Annotated in this window: 18 protein-coding genes and 1 pseudogene; 11 read left to right on the forward strand and 8 right to left on the reverse strand. The window is 72.3% G+C overall.

Annotation, left to right across the window (positions count from 1 at the left end; genetic code table 11):
* Positions 1 to 7 precede the first annotated feature (7 nt).
* A complete protein-coding gene (locus tag ACZ7L1_RS30155; RefSeq protein ID WP_471441507.1) occupies positions 8 to 1,078 on the forward strand; it encodes an ATP-dependent DNA ligase in 1,071 nt (356 codons plus the stop codon).
* Between the two features lie 186 nt (positions 1,079 to 1,264).
* Here the strand turns inward: ACZ7L1_RS30155 and ACZ7L1_RS30160 are convergent, their stop codons facing one another.
* The gene (locus ACZ7L1_RS30160) at positions 1,265 to 1,597 is read right to left on the reverse strand and encodes a hypothetical protein (protein ID WP_471441509.1); all 333 of its coding nucleotides are present in this window, start codon (positions 1,595 to 1,597) and stop codon (positions 1,265 to 1,267) included.
* A 185-nt stretch (positions 1,598 to 1,782) separates the two neighbouring features.
* A complete protein-coding gene (locus ACZ7L1_RS30165) occupies positions 1,783 to 2,247 on the reverse strand; it encodes a MarR family winged helix-turn-helix transcriptional regulator (RefSeq protein WP_471441511.1) in 465 nt (154 codons plus the stop codon).
* 303 nt (positions 2,248 to 2,550) lie between these two features.
* Here ACZ7L1_RS30165 and ACZ7L1_RS30170 point away from each other — a divergent pair.
* From ACZ7L1_RS30170 to ACZ7L1_RS30195, 6 genes and pseudogenes are all read left to right on the forward strand, one after another.
* Positions 2,551 to 2,976: pseudogene (locus ACZ7L1_RS30170) on the forward strand (3-oxoadipyl-CoA thiolase); the annotation flags it as partial.
* Between the two features lie 18 nt (positions 2,977 to 2,994).
* Entirely contained in the window at positions 2,995 to 3,768 is a 774-nt protein-coding gene (pcaH, locus tag ACZ7L1_RS30175; RefSeq protein ID WP_471441513.1) for a protocatechuate 3,4-dioxygenase subunit beta, read from the forward strand.
* 6 nt (positions 3,769 to 3,774) lie between these two features.
* The gene (gene pcaG, locus ACZ7L1_RS30180) at positions 3,775 to 4,380 is read left to right on the forward strand and encodes a protocatechuate 3,4-dioxygenase subunit alpha (protein ID WP_471441515.1); all 606 of its coding nucleotides are present in this window, start codon (positions 3,775 to 3,777) and stop codon (positions 4,378 to 4,380) included.
* Entirely contained in the window at positions 4,377 to 5,708 is a 1,332-nt protein-coding gene (gene pcaB / locus ACZ7L1_RS30185; RefSeq protein WP_471441517.1) for a 3-carboxy-cis,cis-muconate cycloisomerase, read from the forward strand. Before pcaG ends, pcaB begins: the two co-directional genes overlap by 4 nt.
* Positions 5,705 to 6,832, forward strand: coding sequence for a bifunctional 3-oxoadipate enol-lactonase/4-carboxymuconolactone decarboxylase PcaDC (pcaDC, locus tag ACZ7L1_RS30190; RefSeq protein ID WP_471441518.1), 1,128 nt, complete (start codon positions 5,705 to 5,707; stop codon positions 6,830 to 6,832). Before pcaB ends, pcaDC begins: the two co-directional genes overlap by 4 nt.
* A 64-nt stretch (positions 6,833 to 6,896) precedes the next feature.
* Positions 6,897 to 7,688 (forward strand): SDR family NAD(P)-dependent oxidoreductase, encoded by a 792-nt coding sequence (locus ACZ7L1_RS30195; protein ID WP_471441520.1) that lies wholly within the window; start codon positions 6,897 to 6,899, stop codon positions 7,686 to 7,688.
* A 24-nt stretch (positions 7,689 to 7,712) separates the two neighbouring features.
* Here the strand turns inward: ACZ7L1_RS30195 and ACZ7L1_RS30200 are convergent, their stop codons facing one another.
* Positions 7,713 to 10,397, reverse strand: a complete 2,685-nt coding sequence (locus ACZ7L1_RS30200; RefSeq protein WP_471441522.1) for an ATP-binding protein — start codon at positions 10,395 to 10,397, stop codon at positions 7,713 to 7,715.
* 472 nt (positions 10,398 to 10,869) lie between these two features.
* On the opposite strand from ACZ7L1_RS30200, the gene ACZ7L1_RS30205 reads away from it, so the two are divergent.
* Positions 10,870 to 11,919, forward strand: coding sequence for a DUF2510 domain-containing protein (locus tag ACZ7L1_RS30205; RefSeq protein WP_471441524.1), 1,050 nt, complete (start codon positions 10,870 to 10,872; stop codon positions 11,917 to 11,919).
* Positions 11,920 to 12,107: 188 nt separating this feature from the next.
* Here ACZ7L1_RS30205 and ACZ7L1_RS30210 read toward each other — a convergent pair whose 3' ends face one another.
* Positions 12,108 to 12,722 (reverse strand): TetR/AcrR family transcriptional regulator, encoded by a 615-nt coding sequence (locus ACZ7L1_RS30210; protein WP_471441525.1) that lies wholly within the window; start codon positions 12,720 to 12,722, stop codon positions 12,108 to 12,110.
* A gap of 204 nt (positions 12,723 to 12,926) precedes the next feature.
* Here ACZ7L1_RS30210 and ACZ7L1_RS30215 point away from each other — a divergent pair, with 204 nt between their 5' ends.
* Together ACZ7L1_RS30215 and ACZ7L1_RS30220 are read left to right on the forward strand one after the other, a co-directional pair.
* Positions 12,927 to 13,754: a phosphatase PAP2 family protein gene (locus tag ACZ7L1_RS30215; protein ID WP_471441527.1), complete on the forward strand. Its 828-nt coding sequence runs from the start codon at positions 12,927 to 12,929 to the stop codon at positions 13,752 to 13,754.
* Entirely contained in the window at positions 13,751 to 14,704 is a 954-nt protein-coding gene (locus tag ACZ7L1_RS30220; RefSeq protein ID WP_471441528.1) for a DMT family protein, read from the forward strand. The genes ACZ7L1_RS30215 and ACZ7L1_RS30220 overlap by 4 nt, the downstream gene beginning before the upstream one ends.
* A gap of 64 nt (positions 14,705 to 14,768) precedes the next feature.
* Here ACZ7L1_RS30220 and ACZ7L1_RS30225 read toward each other — a convergent pair whose 3' ends face one another.
* From ACZ7L1_RS30225 to ACZ7L1_RS30235, 3 genes are all read right to left on the reverse strand, one after another.
* On the reverse strand, positions 14,769 to 15,680 hold the full coding sequence (locus ACZ7L1_RS30225) for an LURP-one-related family protein (RefSeq protein WP_471441530.1): 912 nt from the start codon (positions 15,678 to 15,680) through the stop codon (positions 14,769 to 14,771).
* A 53-nt stretch (positions 15,681 to 15,733) separates the two neighbouring features.
* Positions 15,734 to 17,785, reverse strand: coding sequence for a phosphocholine-specific phospholipase C (locus ACZ7L1_RS30230; RefSeq protein WP_471441532.1), 2,052 nt, complete (start codon positions 17,783 to 17,785; stop codon positions 15,734 to 15,736).
* A gap of 286 nt (positions 17,786 to 18,071) precedes the next feature.
* Entirely contained in the window at positions 18,072 to 19,148 is a 1,077-nt protein-coding gene (locus ACZ7L1_RS30235; RefSeq protein WP_471441534.1) for an NAD(+)/NADH kinase, read from the reverse strand.
* A gap of 800 nt (positions 19,149 to 19,948) precedes the next feature.
* Between ACZ7L1_RS30235 and ACZ7L1_RS30240 the strand changes: the two genes are divergently transcribed.
* The gene (locus ACZ7L1_RS30240) at positions 19,949 to 21,055 is read left to right on the forward strand and encodes a ricin-type beta-trefoil lectin domain protein (RefSeq protein WP_471441536.1); all 1,107 of its coding nucleotides are present in this window, start codon (positions 19,949 to 19,951) and stop codon (positions 21,053 to 21,055) included.
* Positions 21,056 to 21,124: 69 nt separating this feature from the next.
* Here ACZ7L1_RS30240 and ACZ7L1_RS30245 read toward each other — a convergent pair whose 3' ends face one another.
* Positions 21,125 to 22,507, reverse strand: a complete 1,383-nt coding sequence (locus ACZ7L1_RS30245) for a condensation domain-containing protein (protein ID WP_471441538.1) — start codon at positions 22,505 to 22,507, stop codon at positions 21,125 to 21,127.
* Positions 22,508 to 22,686 lie beyond the last annotated feature (179 nt).

Genomic DNA, 22,686 nt, shown 5'->3' on the forward strand with positions numbered 1-22,686 from the left:
CGAAGGCATGGACCTGCCGGTGATGCCCCCCGTGAAGCCGATGCTCGCCAAGCCCGTGGCGGCGATCCCGCCCGACATGCAGTACGAGGCGAAGTGGGACGGCTTCAGGGCCATCGTGTTCCGCGACGGCGTGGAGGTGGAGCTGGGCAGCCGTACGGGAAAGCCGCTGACCAGGTATTTCCCCGAGCTGGCTGAGGCGCTGAGGGCGCGGCTGCCCGAGCGGTGCGTGGTGGACGGGGAGATCGTGATCGCACGGGAGGGCCGCCTGGACTTCGACGCCCTGACGGAGCGGATCCATCCGGCGGACTCGCGGGTACGGATGCTGGCGCAGAAGACCCCGGCGTCGTTCGTGGCGTTCGATCTGCTGGCGCTGGGCGACGACTCGCTGCTCGACGTTCCGCTGGGTCAGCGGCGCGCCCTGCTGGAGCGGGCGCTGTCCGGTGTGCGGCCGCCCGTCCACCTGGCGCCGGCGACGACGGACCGCGCGGTGGCCGAGCAGTGGTTCGAGCAGTACGAGGGCGCGGGCCTGGACGGGGTGATCGCCAAACCGCTCTCCCTGCCCTACCGTTCGGACGAACGCGTGATGTTCAAGGTGAAGCACGAGCGCACGGCGGACGTCGTGGTGGCGGGCTACCGCTTCCACAAGAGCGGCCCGGTCGTGGGGTCGCTGCTGCTCGGGCTGTACGACGACCGGGGCGCGCTCCAGCACGTGGGGGTGTCGGCCGCGTTCCCGATGAAGCAGCGGGAGCGGCTGGTGGAGGAGCTGGAGCCGCTGAGGATGGACGATGTCGCCCAACATCCCTGGGCGGCCTGGTCGGACGAGGACGCGCACGAGACGGCCCGGCTGCCGGGGGCGCCGAGCCGCTGGTCGGGGAAGAAGGACCTGTCGTGGGTGCCGCTGCGGCCGGAGCGGGTGGCGGAGGTGGCGTACGACCACATGGAGAACGGCGAGCGCTTCCGGCACACCGCACGCTTCCGCCGCTGGCGCCCGGACCGCACCCCCGAGAGCTGTACGTACGCGCAGTTGCAGGAGCCGGTCCGCTATGACCTCGCGGAGATCCTCGGCGTCCCGGACTGACCTCCGGTGGACGTTGACCCTCCGGCGGACGGCACTCGGCGGCGTTGCCCGGCGACGGGCGCGGATGACGTCCGCCTGCGGGAGCGGGTGCGGGTGACACTCGCCGGCGGGGGCGGGTACGGGTGACACCCACCGACGAAGGCGGGTGCGGATGACGCCCGCCCGGCCGTGAAGGGCTGTCCGAGGCTACGCTCTGCGCGCCAGCCGGCGTTCGATCGCCGCTCCCGCGTCCCGGCGGTCGGGGGCGAGCGCTTGGCGGGCCTCCTCGGGCGAGCCGAACCCCAAAGCGGCCGCGATCGCCTCCCAGGCGACGCCGCCCGCGAGCAGCGCCTCCACCGCGGCACCGACGGCGACGCCCGCCTCATGGCGGGCCCGGTCCAGTTCGGTGAGGGTGCGCAGCAGGTCGGGTGCCGTCGCGGCGTCCGCGAGGCCGCTCTGGGCCGCGTGCCGTGCCTGGTCGGCGGTGACCCACCAGTCCGCGGAGGTGTGCGGGGAACGGGTGGCGAGGGTCCGGTCCACGGTGTGCCGCCTTCCTTCGCGGATACGCGTCTGGGAGCCGCGAGGCACCTCAGTCTAGGTCCGCCGATCCGGAATGCGGTGGTCACCATCCGCTGAACGGACCAGCGGGCCGCGCCCGGGCCCACCCTCCGAGCGGTGGACCGGCCCACGTTTCTCCGCGGACTCCTGGCTCCCCGGACCGTGGGTCAGGCCTTGGCCGCGAGGGGTTCCGCCGGGTTGCGCAGGCACTCGGCGGCGTCCGCGACACGCCGGATGAGGTCCAGGAAGAGGGTCTGTTCCCCAGGGGTGAGCGGGGCCAGGAAGACCTGGTTCATCCGGGCCGTGCGCACGGTCAGCTTGCGGTGCGTCCGCACACCGTCCTCCGTCAGGCGCAGCAGGAAGCGGCGGCCGTCCTGCGGGTCGCGCACCTTGTCGAGGAGACCGCGCCGGCCGAGCCGGCTGATCACCTCGGCGATCGTGGACCGGTCGAGGCCCACCCGCTCCCCCACCGTGCGCTGGTCGAGTCCCGGCTCGGCGACGAGCGCGTTCAGGACCGCGAACTGCGGCGAGGTGATCTCCTCCGAGACCATCGTGTTCCACAGCAGGTAGTGCGCCTGCTGCAGCCGCCGGGCCAGGTGCCCGGGGTGGGCGGAGAGATCCACCGCGGCCATGAGCGCTCCTCAGCGTCCGTCCGTCATACTTCGGGTATTCCATCGGTGCACTGAACAATACCGCCTGCACCCCACCCCGGCCCATGGAGTGCATCTACCGATCGCCCTGGACTCTTGACGACTCAGGCGTCGGGTGGCAGCGTGAGTGAGACCTCGAATAAATAGTCAGTGCGCTGAGCAATTCGGCGGTCCTCGTGGTTTCGAAGACGGGATGGGGCTTCACGGATGGACAAGGTGGTCGCCACGGCCCTGGAGGCGGTGCCCGACGTGCCGGACGGCGCGTCGGCGGCGGTGGGCGGGTTCGGCGCCGCCGCCCTGCTGCCGGCCGACGAGGAGGGCCTTGGGGCCATTGGGCGCGAGCCCCTGACCCGGGTCGCGGCGACGGACGTGTCGGCCATCGACCCGCATTACTTCGGCCTGGCCGCCGTCGAGGCGGTGGGCCGCGCCCTGACCAAGGCGGGCAGAAGCTTCGACGACCTGTCGATCCTCGAGCTCAACGCGGCCTTCGCCGCCCAGGTCCTCGGCTGCCTCGCCGAATGGCCCGGGTTCGACCCGGCGATCCTCGACCCGCAGGGCGGTGCCATCGCCCTCGGCCACCCGCTCGGCGCCTCCGGCGCCCGCCTCGCCGGCACCGTCGCCCACCAGCTCGCCCGCAGCGGCTCCGGCACCGGCGTCGCCACCCTGTGCATCGGCGTGGGCCAGGGCCTCGCCCTCGTCCCCGAACGCTAAGGAAGCATGAAGAACCCCATGCCACTCACTCAGCAGGACATCGACCTCGAGATCGCGGCCGAGCACGCCGCCTACGAGAAGCGGGTCGCCGACGGCGGGCCGGTCGAACACCATCCGCGCCGCGACTACGCGCCCTACCGTTCCTCGGTGCTGCGGCACCCCAAGCAACCGCCGGTCACCATCGACGTCAGCAAGGACCCGGAGCTGGTGGAGCTGTCCTCCCCTGCCTTCGGCGAGCGGGACATCACCGAGATCGACAACGACCTCACCCGGCACCACCGGGGCGAGCCCATCGGGGAACGGATCACCGTCTCGGGCCGTCTGCTCGACCGCGACGGACGTCCGATCCGCGGCCAGCTCATCGAGATCTGGCAGGCGAACGCGGCCGGCCGGTACGCGCACCAGCGCGAGCAGCACGACGCGCCGCTCGACCCGAACTTCACGGGCGTCGGCCGCACCCTCACGGACGACGACGGCTTCTACCGTTTCACCACCATCCAGCCGGGCCCGTACCCGTGGCGCAATCACGTGAACGCCTGGCGCCCGGCCCACATCCACTTCTCGCTCTTCGGCACGGCGTTCACGCAGCGGCTCGTGACGCAGATGTACTTCCCGAACGACCCACTGTTCCCCTACGACCCGATCCTGCAGTCCGTGACGGACGACGCCGCCCGGCAGCGCCTGGTCGCGACGTACGACCACAGCCTGTCGGTACCGGAGTTCTCGCTCGGCTACCACTGGGACATCGTGCTCGACGGCCCGCACGCCACCTGGATCGAGGAAGGACGCTGACCTGCCATGACGAGGATCGAAACGAGCAGTCCGGAGAGCGTTCTGCCCACCCCGTCGCACACGGTCGGCCCCTTCTACGGGTACGCGCTGCCGTTCCCGGGCGGCGGTGACATCGCGCCGATCGGCCACCCGGACACCGTCACCGTCCAGGGGTACGTCCTCGACGGCGAGGGCAACCCGCTGCCGGACGCCTTCGTGGAGCTGTGGGGCCCGGACCCCGAGGGCGGCATACCGGCCACCGACGGCTCGATCCGCCGCGATCCGGCGACCGGCGGCTACCTGGGCCGCAACGGGGTCGAGTTCACTGGCTGGGGCCGCGTCCAGACCGATGCCAACGGCCACTGGTACGCCCGTACGCTGCGGCCGGGCGCCCGTGGGCGCAGCGCCCCGTACATCAGCGCCTGTGTGTTCGCGCGCGGCCTGCTGATGCACCTGTTCACGCGGATCTACCTCCCCGGGGACGAGGTGGCGCTCGCCGCGGACCCGCTGCTCGCCCAGCTGGAGCCGGAGCGCCGCGACACGCTGATCGCGGCGGACGGGGGCAACGGCACGTACCGTTTCGACATCCGCCTTCAGGGCGAAGGCGAGACGGTCTTCCTGGAGTTCCGGTGACCTCTGCAGAGTCCGGCACCGGCCTGCTCGCCCCCGGGTGGGCCGGCTCCCCCGCCGCGTCCGCGACGAGCGACAGCGCGTATCTGGGGGCGCTGCTCGACGCGGAGGCGGCACTGACCCGTGCGCAGGCCGGGCTGGGGCTGGTACCCGAGGAGGCGGCGACGGCGGTGGCCGCGGCGGCCCGGTCCGGTCGCTTCGACGTCCGGGACATCGCGTTGCGGGCCCGGGACGGCGGCAATCCCGTCATCCCGCTCGTCGCCGACCTGACGAAGGCGGCCGGTCAGGAGTACGGGCCGTACGTCCACCGGGGCGCCACCAGCCAGGACATCCTGGACAGCGCGACGATGCTGGTCGCCGCGCGCACGCTGGACCTGGTCCTGGCCGATCTGGAGCGTACGCAGGAGGCGCTGGCCCGGCTCGCCGCCCGCCACCGGGACACCGTCCTGCCCGGGCGGACGCTCACCCAGCACGCCGTGCCGACGACGTTCGGGCTGAAGGCGGCCGGCTGGCGGTCACTGGTGCTGGACGCCCGGGACCGGCTACGGGTCGTGCGCGACGGACTGCCCGCTCAACTGGGCGGTGCGGCGGGCACGCTGGCCGCGTTCACCGCATACGGTGCGCAGGACCCGACGGCGCTCGTGGCCGCGTACGCCCGGGAACTCGGCCTGCGCGCACCCGAGTTGCCGTGGCACACCCTACGCACTCCCATCGCCGACCTCGCGGGTGCGCTCGCCTTCACGGCCGGGGCACTGGGCAAGACGGCCACGGACGTCCTCACCCTTTCCCGTACCGAGATCGCCGAGGTCGCCGAGGGCGCGGGCGGCGGCTCGTCCGCGATGCCGCACAAGGCGAACCCGGTACGGGCGACACTGATCTCGGCGGCCGCCCGGCGCGCACCGCAGCTCGCGGCCACTCTCCACGGGTCACTGGCCGCCGAGGACGAGCGCCCGGCCGGAGCCTGGCACGCCGAGTGGGAGCCGCTGCGCGATCTGTTGCGACTGGTGGGGGGCGCCGCGCACGACGCGGTGCACCTGGCCGAAGGCCTCCGGGTCGAGACGGACGCCATGCGGGAACACCTCGGCCTCACCCACGGGTTGATCGTCTCCGAGCGGCTGGCGGCGGAACTGGCGCCGGCGCTGGGCCGCGCCCGCGCCAAGGAGCTGCTCACCGAGGTCGCCCGGCGCGCCCGCACCGAGGGCCGCACGCTCGCCGAACTCCTCGCCGAACACGCCGAGTTGCAGGATGTCGACCTCGACGCACTCACCGACCCGGCCCAGTACACCGGCTCCGCGGGAGCCCTCACCGACCGTGCCCTGGAGCGCTCGTGACCGACAAGCTGCTGCACCACCGCATCGAGGGGCCCGCCACCGCTCCCCCGCTGGTCCTCGGCCCCTCGCTCGGCACCTCCTTCGCCCTGTGGGACGCGGTGGCACCGGAGTTGTCCGTCACGCACCGGGTGATCCGCTGGGACCTGCCCGGCCACGGAGGCTCGGCCCCGGACCTCATCGGGCCCGGCGCGACGGTCGCCGACCTCGCCGAACCGGTCCTCGCGCTCGCGGACTCCCTGGGCGTCGACCGGTTCGCGTATGCCGGCGTGTCGCTCGGGGGCGCGGTGGGGCTGCACCTCGCCGTGCACCACCCCGAGCGGATCTCGTCACTGGCCGTCATCTGCTCCTCCGCCCACTTCAACGGTTCCAAGCCGTGGGAGGAACGGGCCGCGCTGGTGCGCCGCGAGGGGCTCGCGCCGGTCGCCGCGACGGCCGACTCCCGCTGGTTCACGGCCGGGTTCACCGTGCCCCGGCTGGTGCAGGACCACCGGGAGGCCGATGCGGACGCGTACGCCGCCTGTTGCGACGCGCTCGCCGCGTTCGACATCCGTGACCGGCTGGCGTCGATCACCGCACGGACGCTGCTGATCGCGGGCCGCCAGGACCCGGCGACGCCGCCCGCGCATCTACGGGAGATCGCCGACGCGGTGCCCGGCTCCGCGCTCGTCGAGATCCCGGGCGCCTCGCATCTTGCGCCCGCGCAGTGTCCGAAGGCCGTCCTGGCGGCGATGCGTACGCACCTGACCGGAGCGCCGGAGCGCGGCATGGAGGTGCGCCGCCAGGTCCTGGGCGACGCCCACGTAAACCGGGCGCAGGCGCGCCAGACCCCCTTCACCGCCCGCTTCCAGGACTTCATCTCCCGCTACGCCTGGGGCGAGATCTGGACCGACCCGACACTGTCCCGCCGCGAGCGCAGCATGATCACGCTGACCGCGCTGGTGGCGCACGGCCACTACGACGAGCTGGCCATGCACGTCCGGGCGGCCCGGCGCAACGGTCTGACACCGGAGGAGATCGGCGCGGTGCTGCTGCAGACGGCCGTCTACTGCGGGGTACCGGCGGCGAACTCGGCGTTCGCGGTGGCGCAGCGGGTGCTCGCGGAGGAGGAGGCCGCCGGAGGGTGACCCTGCTGGTCGTAGCTTCAGCAGCACCCCTCACAGCCCGCCCGCGCGTGCCTAGGGTGGAAGCATGTCGACTGTTCTCATCACCGGTGCCACCTCCGGACTCGGCCGGTACGTCGCCTTCGAACTGGCCCGCTCCGGACACGTGGTCCTCGCCCACGGACGTGACGCGGGCCGCACCGACCGGCTCGTCGCGGAGTTGCGCACCGAGGGCGAGGCGCACGGCTTCGTCGCCGACCTCGCCTCGCTCGCCGAGGTGCGACGGCTCGGCGACGAGGTCGCCGCGGCGCACCCCGGGCTGGACGTCCTGATCAACAACGCGGGGGTGGGCAGCGGCGCGCGCGGCTCCGGGCGCGAGGTCGGCGACGACGGCCACGAACTGCGGCTCGCTGTCAACTACCTGGCGCCGGTCGCCCTCACCCGGGCCCTGCTGCCGGTGCTGCGGCAGAACACCCCCGCCCGGATCGTCAACGTGGGTTCGGCGGGCCAGGAGCCCGTGGACTTCGACGACCCGGAGCTGACCCGCGGCTACAGCGGCGTCTCGGCGTACTGCCGCAGCAAGTTCGCCCTGGCCGCGCACACCTTCACGCTGGCTGAGGAGCTCCAGGGCACGGGTGTGTCGGTGAACGTCCTGCACCCCGCGACCTACATGGACACGGCGATGGTCCGCGAGGCGGGGGTCACTCCCTGGAACACGTTGGCGGACGGGGCGGCGGGGGTGCTTGCCTTGGCGACGCAGGAAGTGGGCAGCGGCGGCTACTTCGACGGGACCAGTCCTTCACGGGCGCACGAGAGGGCGTACGACCGGGAGGTGCGCAAGCGCCTGGAAGCGGTCACGGATCAACTGCTGGCCCTGTAGGCGCGGCCCGGCAAGGAGCGCGCGTCACGGCGCTCCGACAGCCTCCAGGGCGTCCCGGGCCCGGATGGCCAACCCGTCCGCCCCACAGGACTCCGCCAGCGCAAGTCCCCGTTCCAGTTCGGGTACCGACCTCGTGGCGATCCCGTACTCGACCAGCGCGGCGGCGTGTTCGTACTGGCAGGGTGAGGCCTCGAGGTACGTCACGGCCTGCGCGGCCAGGCGCACCGCACGCTGCCCGGTCTCGAGCGCGGCAGCCACCCGAAGGGCCTCGCCGATGGCCGTGTCGGTGCCCAGGAGCTCGGCCTGCCGACGGGCAAGGGCGGCCAGATCCGCCGCACGCCGCGGATCGTCGGCGGCCAGTGCCCGCGCGAGGTCCCCCGCCCAGGGGGCCAGCACCGTGTTGTGGCCGCGCCCCGCGCACGCCTTCTCCGCGGCCTCCAGCTCGCCCACGGCCTCCTCGGTCCGCCCGACGGCGAGAAGCAACCGGCCGCGCACGGAACGGGTGTCGGGCAGCACGATCGTGGACGGGTACGGAGGCGCGAAGCCGTACCGCTCGGCGAGGGACCAGGCCTCCTCGACGTGCCCGCGGGCGAGCAGCGTGTCGACGAGGCCGCAGGTCGCCGACCAGTACAGGGGCAGTCCGCGCCCGACGCGCTCGGCGAGGCGCAGCGACTCGCGCAGGGAGGTCTCCGCGTCCCGCAGCCGGCCGCGCCTGCGGTGCGCGAGTCCGACGTAGGCGTGGGCCAGGGCGAGATGACCGCCGCTCCAGCCGGCGGACTCGTACGCGCGCAGGCCCTCCGTGAACAGGCTCTCGGCCCGGTCGAGCCGGTCGCTGTAGGCATAGGCGCTGCCCAGCATGAGCAGAAGTTCGATGCCCCACTCGGTGTCGGTCCAGCCGAGTCCCGGGGCGAGGCGGCCGTTGACGAGGGCGCGGTCGCACACTTGCACGACCTTTTCGGCGTTCTCCCCGTGGGTCATCGCGTCGAAGCCGCGCAGGATGAGCAGGGCGCGCTCGGAGTTGTCCCTGCCGGTGCAGGTGCGGGCGAGTTCGGCCAGCTCGCGGGAGCGTGCCGGGGAGTCCTCCTCGGCCGCGTGGATGCTCTCCCACATGTAGTGGACGGCCTGCAGGCGCATCCGGGAGGGGCCCGGTTCGAGGCGGGCGGCCTCCTCGTCGACGGTGCGGATGGCGTCGTCGAGCTGGTCGTTGTGCAGCAGGGCCTGGGACAGGCGGTGGACGGCGTCCACCCGGTCGTCGCCCTCCAGGCCCGGCAGGGCGAGGGCGGCCTGGAGGTAGTCGATGGTGGTGGCCGGTGAGGTCAGCAGCGTGGCGCAGCCCAGTTCGTAGAGCACGTAGGGGTGGACCTCGGGCGTCGGCGGTTCGGCCAGGGCGCGCTCCAGGCAGCGGCGGGCCGCTTCGGGGGCGCCGACGGCGAGGTGTTCGCGCGCGGCCTGACGCATCTGCTCGACCAGTTCCTCGTCGTCGTCCGGGTGGACTTCGAGGAGGTGGCGGGAGGCGGCCGCCGCGCCGAGCCCGGAGTCGGTGACGACCCGCGCGGCGATGCCGTGCATGGCGGTGCGCAGGCCGTCGGGGATCGAGCGGTAGACGGCGCTGGCGATCAGCGGGTGGACGAACTCCAGCTCCGCGCCGTCCGTCCGGCGGCCCGCCGCATCCGGTGCGGCCAGGATGCGGGCCGCGCTGAGCAGTTCGGCGCAGCGGGCGGCCTCCTCGGGGCGCATGGTGGCGAGTTCGGCCACCAGGTCCAGGGTGATGCCGGTGCCGAGGATGGCCGCGGCCCAGGCGAACCGGGTGGCGTCGATGCCGAGGGTCTCCAGGCGGGCGACGAGGCCGTTGCCGCGGGCCGAGCGGTTCAGGTCGCGCAGCTCGGCGCACGACGCCTCGACCGGGTCGAGCCGGCTGTCCTGCACCTTGGCGAGCAGTTCGACGGTCTCGTACGGGTTGCCGCCGGTCACGGCCCACACCTCGCGGCAGAACGGGGCGTCGGCGTGCGCGCCGACGGTGGCCCGGGTGAGTCCGGCGGTCGCCTCGGGGGTGAGCGCGCTCAGGGTGCTGACCGGGCGACGGGCGGCCGCGGTGATCGCGTCGAGGTGGCGGGCGCCCTCGCCGGACGCCTCGCCGGGGCGGAGGGCCACCACGAGGAGCACGCGCAGGTCGGCGAGGCGTTCGCAGCAGGCGGCCAGCCAGTACAGGGTCTCCTGGTCGGCCCAGTGGGCGTCGTCGACGATGAGGACCAGCGGCCACTCCCGCCGGGCGAGCCGGGAGACGACTTCGACCAGGCCGTCGCACACGCCCTGCGGATCGGCCTGCCGCTCTCCGGGGTCCGCTATGCCGAGGGCGGGGCCCGCGACCTCGTACCAGTCGCCCAGGTACTCCCGCGCCTCCTCCGGCATCAGGGACAGGAGCACGGGCTGGAGCAGTTGCCGTACGACGTGGAAGGGCACGGAGGTGACGGCCTCGCCGCCGCGCGCCCACCAGACCGCGCAGCCGCGCTCCTGCGCGATGCGGCGGGTCTCGGCGAGGAGGGCGGTCTTGCCGATGCCGGCCTCCCCGCTGAACACCAGCAGACTCCCCGACTCCGAGGGCGACGCGTCGTCGCGGAGCGCCTCGACCGCCTCGGTGATGACGGTGAGCTCCGCGTCGCGCTCCCACAGGGAAGCCGAGGCGGCCGCGCCGGGCCGTGCCTCCGTCATCCCGGTACCTCCCCAGGTCGCCCAAACGACGTACGGACATCGAGCCTAGCCGTCCCCGTGCCTCGGTGGAGGGAGGTCGGAGCACCTGTTGCCGTGACGGGTGACACGAGGTACCCCGGGGCGACGCGATCGGGCGCCGACCAGCCGGGGCGCGGGTAATGGACCGTCAAAGTCCGGGCGTGGCAAGCGCATTCTCCACCCTGGCGGCGACGACCGGGTTCCGGCGTGCACGTGCCGCCTTGCGGCCGCTTCGAGTCCGGCACGACGGACACGCGGCGCCGCGGGCCGGCCGGGCGCCGCCGCGCCCGGCCAGTCGAGCGGTCGGGGCGGTCGGGACAGTTCGGGCAGTCGGGTAGTCGGCCAGTCGAGCGGTCGGGGCAGTCGGGCAGTCGGGCAGTCGGCTCACCGTGGGCCGGGTGCCCAGGTCGGGCGCTCTCATCTGCCTTTCACTCCCGCCTCATACCGTGGGGGCATGACGCAGGTGACTCCTCCCGGGTGGTACCCCGACCCGGGGCAGACAAGTGACGGGCCCGCCACCGAGCGCTGGTGGGACGGCAAGGCGTGGACGGACCGGGTCCGCCCCGTGGACGCGGGCGCCTCGTGGGGTCCGCCGGAGCAGCCGCCGGTCGCCGGCGCGTATCCGGGCGGACCGTTCGCCGCCACCCCCTATCCCGGCGCCGGGCCCGCCCGGGCGGGGCACGGGGTGCGGACCGGGATAGCCGTGGTGGCGGCGATCGTGGTGCTGGCGGGCATAGGCGGCGGTGTGTACGCGCTCACCGCGCAGGACGGCGGGAGCGGCCGCTCCGCGGGCGCCCAGGGCCCGGGCGGCCCGGGCGGCTTCGGCGGCCAGGAAGGCCAAGGCGGCCAGGGCGGTCAGGGGGGCCAGGGCGGTCCGTTCGGCGGGCAGGGCGGGCCGTTCGGCGGTGGTTCCGGGGGTTCGGGCGGTCAGACGCCCGCGCCCGGTCAGCCCGGGCAGCCGGGGAGCGAAGACGGGTACGCCACCGACCCGTTCAACGGCATCAGCATCCCGGTGCCCGCCGGCTGGACCGGCCAGACCGTCGAGGGCGGGGCGGCCGTCCAGTCGAACGACACCTACAAGTGCCCCGGTGACACCTCGAAGACCTGCAACACCGGCGGGGCCTACTCGGCCTCTGCCGAGCAGCAGGGGCTGACGGCCACGACCGCTCGGGCGGCGGCCGAGCAGGACATCGTCAAGAACGCCCAGGAGTCCTACGGCGGCACGTCATACGGCGGGATCACCTCGCACCGGGTTCTGGCCTCCGAGGCGGTGACCGTGGCCGGGCAGAAGGGCTACATGGTCCGCTGGAAGGCGGTCACGGCCAAGGGCACGGACGGCTATGTCGAGTCGCTGGTCTTCCCGTCGCCCGCCGACTCCCGGCAGCTCGTCGTCGTTCGCTTCGGCCTCGACGCCGGGTCCGGCGCGCCCAAGCCGTCCGTCCTGGACCAGATCGCCAAGGGCATCAGGCAGTCGTCGGCGGGCGGCGCCGGACAGAAGGTCTAGCGGGGTCCAGGCGGTTCGTTCGGGGACGAACCCCCTGGCCGCCGCCCCGGCGGATGCAAAGCGGCCGGGCGGGGCTCCCCTCCGCTCCGAAGGAGCCCCGCCCGGCCGGGGATGCGCGCCGCCCCCGTCCCCACGGTGCGGCGCGGTCGGGCCGACGTCCGGTCATCCCACGGACGGCGACCCGGTCCTCAGGTGAGTCCCAGGGACGGGAGCAGCACGGCCTCGACAAAGCGCGTGAGGTACTCCTCGTCCGCGTACTCCCCCTCCAGGAGGGGACGGACCCGCAGCACGCCCAGCAGCTGTGCGGGGACGTACTCCAGCGCCGGATGGCCGGCGGGCACCTCTCCGCGCTCCACACCGCGCCGGACGATCTCCTGCAACGCCCTGACCTCGGGCTCGACCAGCGCTTCGCGCAGCGCCCGCGCGAGCTCCGGGTCCTGCAGCACGGCGGGACCAAGGGCCTGGTAGAGCTTGGTGTCCCGGCGCGACCACTCGGCCGCGGCCCGCGCCGCGGCGCGCAGGTCCCCGGCGAGCGAACCGGTGTCGACGCCCGCGAACCGCGGGCAGCGACTGGCCCTCAGGGCGGCGGCGACGAACTGCGGCTTGGTCTTCCACTGCCGGTACAGCGTCGACTTGCTGCACCGGGTGACGGCCGCGACCCCCTCCATGGTGACCGCGTCGTAACCGCATTCGCGGATCTGCTCCAGCACGGCGTCGAAGAACTCCTGCTCGCGCTCGGGCGTGAGCTTGGAGCGGCGCGAGGCGGCCGCCGACTGCGGTGCCTCCGCTGCCTGCGACGTCATGGCTTCTGCTCCTCGGTCGTGGTGTCGGCCGGGTGGGCCGCTTCACACCAGTGTATCGATACACCAGTGTACCGGTACGCGAGCGTATCGGTACACTGGCGTATCGATGAGCCTTGGACAGGACCCACTCCGCTGTCGAGTGGGTCCCCTCCTGGGCTCACCACGCACCACCCCACGCACGTACTGTCAGCAAAGGGGGCGGGGATGGATTCCCGCACCGAGCCCGAGGGAGAAGGGGCAGCCGCGATACACCGGCCGCCCCTCGTCCGCGAGCTCCTTCTCGTCGCCGGGCTCTTCCTGGTCTACAAGTTCGGGCGGCAGCTCGCGAACGGCCACACCGCGGCGGCCTTCCACAACGCGCACCGCGTCTGGGACTGGGAGCGCGCGCTGCGGCTGCCGGGCGAGGGTGCCGTGCAGTCCGCACTGCTGCACGGCCACACCCTCGTACGCTCCGCGAACCTCTACTACGTGGCCGTGCACTTCACGGCCACCGCGGCGTTCCTGGTGTGGCTGTACCTGCGGCGGCCGGACCACTACCTGTGGGCCCGCCGGGTCCTCGCCCTGGTCACCGGCGCTGCGCTGGCGCTGCACCTCACGTTTCCGCTCGCCCCGCCAAGGATGCTCCACATGGGGCACCTGGTGGACACCGGCCGGCTGTACGGGCCGACGGTATACGGGGCGAAGCCCACGACCGACTCGATGGCGAACCAGTTCGCCGCCATGCCCTCGCTGCACTTCGGCTGGGCGCTGATGGTCGCGATCGGCCTGATCGCGGCGACCCGGTCCCGATGGCGGTGGCTGTGGCTGCTGCATCCGCTGGTGACGCTGCTCGTGATCGTCGGCACGGCGAACCACTACTGGCTCGACGCGGTCGTCGCGACGGCTCTGCTGGGCATCGCTCTGGCCATGGTCCCCAGCCCGTCGGCAAAGCCGCAGGGAATCGTGCCGACGGCGCGGCGCGCGGTGCCGGCGGCGAGGTCCGCGGAGCCCAGGACCGCCGACGGCCCCGGTCTGGTGGGGGCCCGGCGATGAGCGCCGCCGTCCTCGCGATCGTCCTGTCACTGTTCTCCGCAGTCGCGTACGCGGCGGCCGCTGTGGCTCAGGAGCGGCTCGCCGCCCGGGAGAGCGGGACCGGTGTGGTCCGGCTGCTGGCGCGCGGCGCCTGGTGGTGGTCGGTCACGCTGAACGCCTCCGCCGCGCTGCTGCACGTGGCCGCACTCAAGTTCGGTCCGCTGACGCTGGTTCAGCCGCTCGGCGCGCTCACCCTGGTGGCCGCGGTACCGCTGGGGGCGCGGGCGGCGGGGCGCCGGGTCCGCGGGGCGGAGTGGCGGGGCACGGCTCTGACGCTGCTCGGTCTGGCCGCGCTGCTGGTGACGGCGTCCGGGCCGGAGCCGGACGAGGTGCTGAGCCTGCCCGAGGCGCTGGCCGTGGCCGGGGCGACCACCGCCGTGATCGGCCTGCTCTCCCGGCCGGGCGCCCGCCCCGGGCTTCGGCACGCGACCGCTTCCGGCTTCGCGTCCGGTGTCGCCTCGGCGCTCACCCAGACCGTGACGGTGGCGGCGACGGACCGCTCGTCAGCGCCGCTGAGCGCGCACGTCGTCGTGGTGGCGCTGCTGGTGGCGCTGTTCGCGACGGCCGGCCTGCTGCTGTCGCAGACGGCGTACCGGGACGGCCTCGGCGCGCCGCTCGCGCTCGTCACCCTCGCGAACCCGCTCGCGGCGGCGGTGATCGGCCTCAACCTGCTGGGCGAACGCCTCCAGGGCGGCGCCGCAGGTCTGCTCCTCGCGGCGGCGGGGGCGGGCCTGGCCTCGTGGGGCGTGGTGACGCTGTCGCGGTCCGGCCCCGCTGCCCCGGCCCCGGCCCCGGCCGACGACGACCACCCGGTCGCCGCGGTGCTGGCTCTGGAGCCCGGACCGGTCCCCTTCGAGCCGTCGTTGCCCGCTCAGCGGCCGGCCGCGCCGGAGCACCTGACCACCCTGTGAACACACCGGTGGCCGGCCCGTGTGCGCACGTGCCGGCCACCACCGTCTTCCGTCTTCCTCCGCCTCAGCCGAGGCCTCGGGAGTCCTGCTTCAGCGCCGTGTCCACGGTCAGTGCGGTCGCCACCACCAGGCTCAGCAGCGGCTCGGGCAGTTGGTAGTGGATCTGCAGGACGTAGTTGTCCGCGGTCGTGAACATCGTCTTCGCCAGGCCCTCCCAGGTCTTGGTGATCCGGGCGACCTCGTTCTCGGCGTGGTCGACGATCGCGAAGTTCCAGGCGCGCCAGTTCTCCGCCTTGATCGCGCCGACCTGTCGGCCGTCCACGTTCATCGCGAAGTGGATCTTCCCGATCATGTTCTGCTGGACGATCTCGCCGACGACCTGACCGTCCGGGCGCTCCACGACCACCCGCGACTTGAAGACCTTCGCGGGTCGGGTCAGCACCAGCTGCGGCTGCCCGTAGGCGTCGCGGATCTCCAGCTTGTGGGTCATGAACTGGTCGAGACTGGAGACGAAGCGCACCGCCTTCTTCAGCGCGCTCTGCCCGACCTCCGTGACCGATCCGATCTGGTTGCCGTTCTGGTCGAAGACGCTGTACTCGTTCGTCAGCTCGATCAGCTTGGCCTTCTGGTTCACGACCAGCACCGGTTCGGTGAACAGCGTGCCGCCGCCGGGGCCGCTCGGGGCGACCCCGGCCTGCTGCTGCACCTGGTGCTGGACGCGCTGATCGTGGGCCGCGGCCTGGTGACCGTGGGGCTGTTGGCCGTAGGGCTGCTGACCGTACGCCTGCTGACCGTATCCCTGCGGACCCCCCGCCTGCTGCGGCCGCTGCGCCGCGGGCGCCTGCGACGCGGCCTGGGCCTGCGGGTCGGCGTGGGTGTGCTGCGTCCACTGCGAGCCGTCCCAGTAGCGCAGCGTGTGCGGTGCGCCGTGGGGATCGGGATACCAGCCTGCGGGCGTGTTCGAATGCGTGGTCACCGGGGCACAGTACCGCGAGCCGGCCGAAGAACCACCAGCACCGGATACTCCCGTCAGTCCGTCACGATCGCGGGGTCGCTCACACCCGGCCGCCCGTTCTCCACGTGCCCGGCGAAGCGGCGCAGGAAGGACGGGTCGGCCTCGGAGGTGACGGTGAGGTCGTACCAGCGCCTGCTCGCCCCGAGGTCGACGGTGTGCTTCACGGTGGCACCGGGGCGCACCGTGACCGTCTGCGGGCGGCCGCCGTAGCCGCTGGTGACCGTCAGCTTCACCGTGCCGGAACCCTTGTTGGTGAACGTCAGCGCGAGGTCGTCACCGCTGTGCCGGGCGGTGACCTCGGGACCGGCGGCCTTGCCGCGGCCCTTGAAGCCGCGCAGGAAGCCGTTCGGGCCGTGCACGGTCAGGTCGTAGGAGCCGCCGGAGTACGCCGAGTTCCAGGTGTCCGAGACCGACGCGCCGGCCTCGGTGGTGTAGTTCCAGGGACCGTCGGTGCGGTTGCCGGAGGTGACCAGGAAGGCGGCACCGGCGTGCGCGCCGGAGGCGAAGGTCAGGGTGAACGTCCCGGCCGCGGTGTCCGCCGAACCGTCCACGGACGGTGTGTACTTCAGCGGGCGGGTGGGCCGCAGACCGCGCTCCTGCTTGGGGAGAACCCCATTGGCGGGCGGGGTCGGCACATAGTCGGGGTGGCGGCCCCGGTCCGGCGGCTGGTAGCCGTCGGTGGACGGCAGCGCGACCGGCTTGGTGTCCTTGCGGGAGAAGTCGAAGGCGGAGGTCAGGTCGCCGGATATGGCGCGCCGCCAGGGCGAGATGTTCGGCTCGTGCACACCGAAGCGGCGCTCCATGAACCGGATGACGGAGGTGTGGTCGAGCGTCTCGGAGCAGACGTAGCCGCCCTTGCTCCACGGGGAGACGACCAGCATCGGCACGCGCTGCCCGAGCCCGTAGGCGCCGGCGACGTGGCTGCCGTCGCCCTTGAACAGGTCCGGTCCCACGTCGACGGTGGACTTGCCCTGCGCGGCGGAGGCGGGCGGGATGGGCGGTATCACGTGGTCGAAGAAACCGTCGTTCTCGTCGTAGGTGATGAACAGGGCCGTCTTCGCCCATACCTCGGGGTCGGAGGTGAGCGCGTCGAGGACCTGGGAGACGTACCAGGCGCCGTAGTTGGCGGGCCAGTTGGGGTGCTCGGTGAAGGCTTCGGGAGCGACGACCCAGGAGATCTGCGGCAGCTTGCCGGACTTCACGTCGGCCTTGAGCTGGTCGAAGAAGCCCTCGCCCTTGCGGGCGTCGGTGCCGGTACGGGCCTTGTCGTAGAGCGGGTCGCCGGGCCCCGCGTTCTGGTACTGGGTGAAGTAGAGCAGCGAGTTGTCACCGTAGTTGCCGCGGTAGGCGTCCTGGATCCAGCCCCAGGAGCCGTTCGCGTCGAGGCCGTCGCCGACGTCCTGGTAGATCTTCCAGGAGACGCCGGCCTTCTCCAGGCGCTCGGGGTAGGTGGTCCAGCTGTAGCCCGCCTCGTCGTTGCCGAGGACCGGGCCGCCGCCCTTGCCGTCGTTGCCGGTGTAGCCCGTCCACATGTAGTAGCGGTTGGGGTCGGTGGAGCCGATGAACGAGCAGTGGTAGGCGTCGCAGATGGTGAAGGCGTCGGCGAGCGCGTAGTGGAAGGGGATGTCCTCGCGGGTCAGGTACGCCATGGTCGTGGAGCCCTTGGACGGCACCCACTTGTCGTACTTGCCCCCGTTGAAGGCGGCGTGTCCGTCGTTCCAGCCGTGCGGCAGGTCCTGGATGAAGGCGAGGCCCACGTCGTCGGCGTCGGGGTGGAACGGCAGGATGTCCTTCGTGCCGTCCGACTGGTGCCAGACCGTCTTGCCGTTCTGCAGGGTCACCGGGCGCGGGTCACCGAAGCCCCGGACGCCTCTGAGGGTGCCGAAGTAGTGGTCGAAGGAACGGTTCTCCTGCATCAGAACGACGATGTGCTCGACGTCCTCAATGGTGCCGGACCGGTGGTTGGCGGGAAGGGCCGCGGCGCGCTCGATGCTGCTGGAGAGCGCGGTGAACGCGGCGGTGCCGCCCGCGAGTTGGAGGAATCGACGCCGATTCACTTCAGGCATGACGGGGTGACCTCTTGTCCTGACGGGGCGCGATACGCCCAATGGTGAGGGAACCTGCGCGAAGGGAGTGTTCCAGGAGCACCAAACGTCAGGAAAGGGTCCGGTGGCGCCCATGTGAAAGTCGGCGGTACGGCAGATGTGGGGCGCGCCAAGGGCTGATGTGGGGTGGGCCAAGACCCGGTGCGGACGCCGCCAAGAGCTGCCCGAGGGGGTCACTCAGGGGGCGGACGGCGGGCGGCCGTACCCGGTGGCGGACACGGCCGTCCTCCGGCTGGGGCCGGCTCGATCAGGTGTGGGGCCCGCCGTCCGCCGTCGGGCCCATGGGCAGCGCCAGGTGTGCCAGGTCGTCCGGCCGGGGGGTGGTCACCGGCCACAGCGGCGCGGGGGTCCCGTCGACGACCGCCGCCGGGGCGTCGGTCAGCTTCATCCGCTCACGCAGGCGGCCGTAGAAGTCCATCGGCCCCAGCCGGACGGCCCTCAGCCGGCGCGGCGCGGGGTAGACGCCGATCCAGTCCCCCGGGTACAGGACGCCCCGCAACTGGCCGTCGATGCTGACGGCGGCCTGGCCCGACCGTTCTAGGACCTTCAGGGCGACGGGTTCGTCGGGGGCGGCCACGACGGAGCGGTTGAACGCCATGTGCGGGGCGACCGGTGTGAAGACGAGGGCTTCCGCGCGCGGCGAGACGACCGGGCCGCCGGCGGCGAAGCTGTAGGCGGTCGAACCGGTCGGTGTGGCCACCAGCAGCGCGTCGGCGGAGTAGGAGGCCAGCAGCCGCCCGGCGAAGTAGACGCCGACCGACACCTGCCGGTCCCGGGCCAGCTTCTCCAGTACGACCTCGTTCAGGGCCATGACGTTCAGTGGAATGCCCCAGTCGTCACAGACCTCGCAGTGGGCGCGCACCTGTGGAGGCGGCAGCAGCGGCCCTCGGCCGTAGCGCGTGAGCGCCTCCATCTCCGGCGGCACCTCCAGACGGCGTGAGGCGCGCAGGGTGAGCAGCATGCGGTGGTCGACCGAGAACCGGTCCTCCCGGACGGCGTCGAGCGCCTGGCGTACGAGCGTGACGGGCACCTCCGTCAGGAAACCCACCCGGCCGATGTCCACCCCGAGGACCAGGGCGTCGTTCTCGGCGGCCAGCCGGGCACCGCGCAGGAAGGTCCCGTCTCCGCCCAGGGTCACGATGAGATCCGGGTCGCCCGCGAAGTCCACCTCGTCCCGGGCATGGCGCCGCTCACCGCCCCGCCACACGTCGATGTCCGCGTACTGCACTGCATGCTCGGCGCACCACGCTCGCACAGTCCGCGCCGCGTCCACGGCTTCGGCGCGGCCGCCGTGGACGACCAGGCCGATACGTCCCACCGTCACGTCTCCGCCTCCCGGTCACCTCGCGGATGATCGCCTGATGATCGCCTGCTGCGCAGGCCCGGGCATCCGTCCACCGTGCCCACCTCCAGTCTGACGGCGTTCCGTGCGCACGTCAGCGCGGGACTCACTCGTCCGGCAGCCGGCGCAACCAGCGCGGCCGGGCCGCTCGGGCGTCGAAGGCCGGTCGGTCTCCTCGCTCAGCGGATGGTCGCGCCGTCGGGTTGGTCGACCAGGCCGAGTTCGTCGGCAAGCAGCACGTCACCCCGCCGGACAAGTCGCCCGGCGGGGTGCGTGGAGCCTCGGCAGTGGGTCAGGCGGTCAGCAGGTGGAGTTGGTCCGGGACCCGATCCTGGCTCGGGCTCGATCGGCAGGGGGAACACCGGCACAGACATGGGATGTCAACGGCCGATATCAGACAAGAAAGCAGCGACTATCAGGCTGCCTGATTAGCGTCCTTGAGGCATGACAGCGCAAGGCTCACCCTGTGCAGCCCATCCCGGATTTCCGGCATTCATGGGATGTTCCAGTCGGCATCGTGGTATCTATACGGGTGCGCTGGTGAGGTCGGTTCGGGACGACCTGCTCGGTACAGGAGGGCCGGGACAGAGGGAGACGCCGAGCAGGCTCGGTGTTGTCAACGCTCAACAGCGCAAGACGCTCCCCACCGACGCCGTTCTGCCAGTACGTCAGGCGGCCGCCGACGCACGCCGACGCCGACGGGAAGGCGCTGCGGCCGAGCTGCTGACACGAACGGCGATCAGCCCCGCGATTCAGCAATCACTCGCAGAAGAGGACGCTGCATGAGAAAGCCTTGGGTTCTCCCCCTGATCACGCTCGTCGCTGTCGCGCTCGGGGTGACGACGGCAGGTGTGACCCCTGCCTCCGCCGCCTCCAACACGCCCCTGCGGGTCATGCCGTTGGGCGACTCGATTACCTGGGGCGTGGGAAGCAGTACGGGCAACGGCTACCGGGAGCCGTTGTGGAACGAGCTTGCGGCGGACGGCCATCCGCTGGATTTCGTGGGCACGTTGCGGGGCGGTTCGATGTCCGACCCCGACAACGAGGGCCACTCCGGGTACCGTATCGACCAGATCGCCGCACTCGCCGACGCCGCGCTGACCCGCTACCGGCCCAACGTCGTGACGCTGCATATCGGCACCAACGACCTCCAAGGGGCCTCCGAGGTCAACACCGCGATCGCCCGGCTGAAGTCGCTGGTCAACCAGGTCACCGCCGACGTCCCCGACGCAACCGTCCTCGTCGCCTCCCTGGTCGTGTCCACCAGCAGTTCGGAGGAGCAGTACCGGGGCGCGTACAACCAGGCCATCCCCCAAATCGTCAGCGACGCACAGGCCGCGGGCAAGCACGTCGCATTCGTCGACATGAGCAGCTTGACCACGGCCGACCTGGCCGACCCCCTGCATCCCAACGACGCGGGCTACCAGAAGATGGCCGACGCCTTCCACCGCGGCATCCAGGCCGCGGACAGCGCCGGGTGGCTGAGGAACCCCGCCCCCGCCCCCGCACGCGTACAGTCCGGCATCGCCGGCAAGTGCCTGGATGTCAACGGCGCCAACACCGCCGACGGGACCGCCGTCCAGATCTGGAGCTGTGGCGACAGCGCCAACCAGCTCTGGTCCGCCTACACCGACGGCACCCTGCGTTCCATGGGCAAGTGCCTCGACGCCGCCGGCGGGGGCACAGCCAACGGCACCAAGGTACAGATCTGGGCCTGCCACGGCGGCACAAACCAGGTCTGGCAGCCCTACAACGGCGGCTACCGCAACCCCGCCTCCGGCCGCTGCCTCGACGATCCGGGCTTCTCCACGACCGACGGCACGCAGCTCCAGCTGTGGGACTGCAACGGCGGCTCCAACCAGAAGTGGACCACTCTGACCGCCGGATGACCCCCGCTCCCGGGACCTGAGCCCTTTGCGGACTGCGGTCCCGGGAGAACTCCGCACCCCGCCGCGTCTCTACGCGCCGGCGAAGGAGCCGCTCCGTGCGGCGTGAGCGCCGATCGCGGCTCCGACCAGCCGCCTCTCGAAGGACAGGAGTATCTGTTCGAGATCCGTCGCGTCGAACGACGTCGCATCCGTCCCGAGACTGATTCCGGCCGTCTCGGACATACCCCACACATCGAAGCAGAGCTTTCCGGAGTACGGGTCGACGGGTTTGGGGAATCGTCTGTAACGGCTGGATGCCATGGCCCGATCGAGGTCCTGCTGTGCCCTGTCCGCGCGAGCCCGGATCAGTGTGCGGGGTGCTATGGGGCGGATGTTGACCATGTACGGGTTGTGAGCGGAGCGGCCCAGTTCGGCGGAGACCTCCTCCAGGGATCTGGCGTAGCGGTCGGGCTCTCGCAGGCTGACGGAGGAGGATTTCACGAGTGCCGCGTCGACGGCCCGGCACAGCGCCGGGAACCGGTCGCCGCCCAGGGACGTGTCGACCGGGACGAGGGCCCTGCCGGCGACATGGGCCACCGCCGCGCGGGCGAAGGTGGTCTGCCGGTTGGCCATCACGGTGTTGAACACGCAGTTGCCGATGCCCAGGTGCTCGGCGAGCGCGCACGCGTATGCGGCTTGCAGTACGGCGGCCGCGGATGTCCGGTACTGCTTCGCCAGACCGGCAGCCGCGAGTGCGACCGCCGCCGAGTCGAGGCATACGAAGTTGTAGACGGAGTCCCTGTGGCTCGAGGGCGCCTGGAGTTCGGGCATGGCGGACTGACGGAGCGTGGCCCGGTCGTGGGTGTCGACACGGCAAGCGTGCCGCAGCCCCGAGGGACTGGCTTCGAAGCTCGCGATCTGCCGCGGCTGCCACCCCGAGCCGAGGTCGGCGCCCGGATCGGCGGCCAGTCGGGCTATGTGTTCGGCCACGATCCGGGCGGCCGTCGTGTCCGCCGAGAAGTGGTGCAGCGACAGCGCGATGTGGATGGGCCTGCCGTCCACGGTGACGACGGCGGCCCGCAACGGCAGGTCGTCCGGGGCGAATCCGGGCTCGGCCAGCCGGAGGGTGAGGGCACTCAGCTCGTCGTAGGTCGCCGGGGCGTCGAAGGCGTACTCGTCGACCTGGAGCACGCCGGAAGCCACGACGACCGCGCGCAGGTACCCGTCCGCGTTACGTGCATACAGCGTGCGCAGCGCCTCGAAGTGGGCCATGACCGCGGCGAAGGCATGCAGCACCGCGGCCATGTCGGGTCGACCGTCCAGTGCCCGCCCCATCCGTACGTTCCTGTTGCGGGCTCCGTGGAGATGCGGGTGGCATCCTTCGCGTTCATGGGCCTTCTGCGACCACGTCAGTTCATGCTCTCCGGCGGTGCCGGCGACGAAGACGACGTCATGGCGTGCGATCTGTCGCATACCCGCCTCCGCTCTCCTCCGGTACGTCGGCGGCGCGCCACGTCTCGCGAACGGCGCGCAGAGTTCGCCGACCGGACGGGTGGAGGCCCCCGATCCTCCACACCGTCCGGCGGTACGACGACGCGGCCGGAGCGCGGGCGCCCCATCTTCAGGCAGAGGATAGATCCGCGCGGACCAGG

The organism is Streptomyces sp. NPDC107546 (assembly GCF_055639175.1).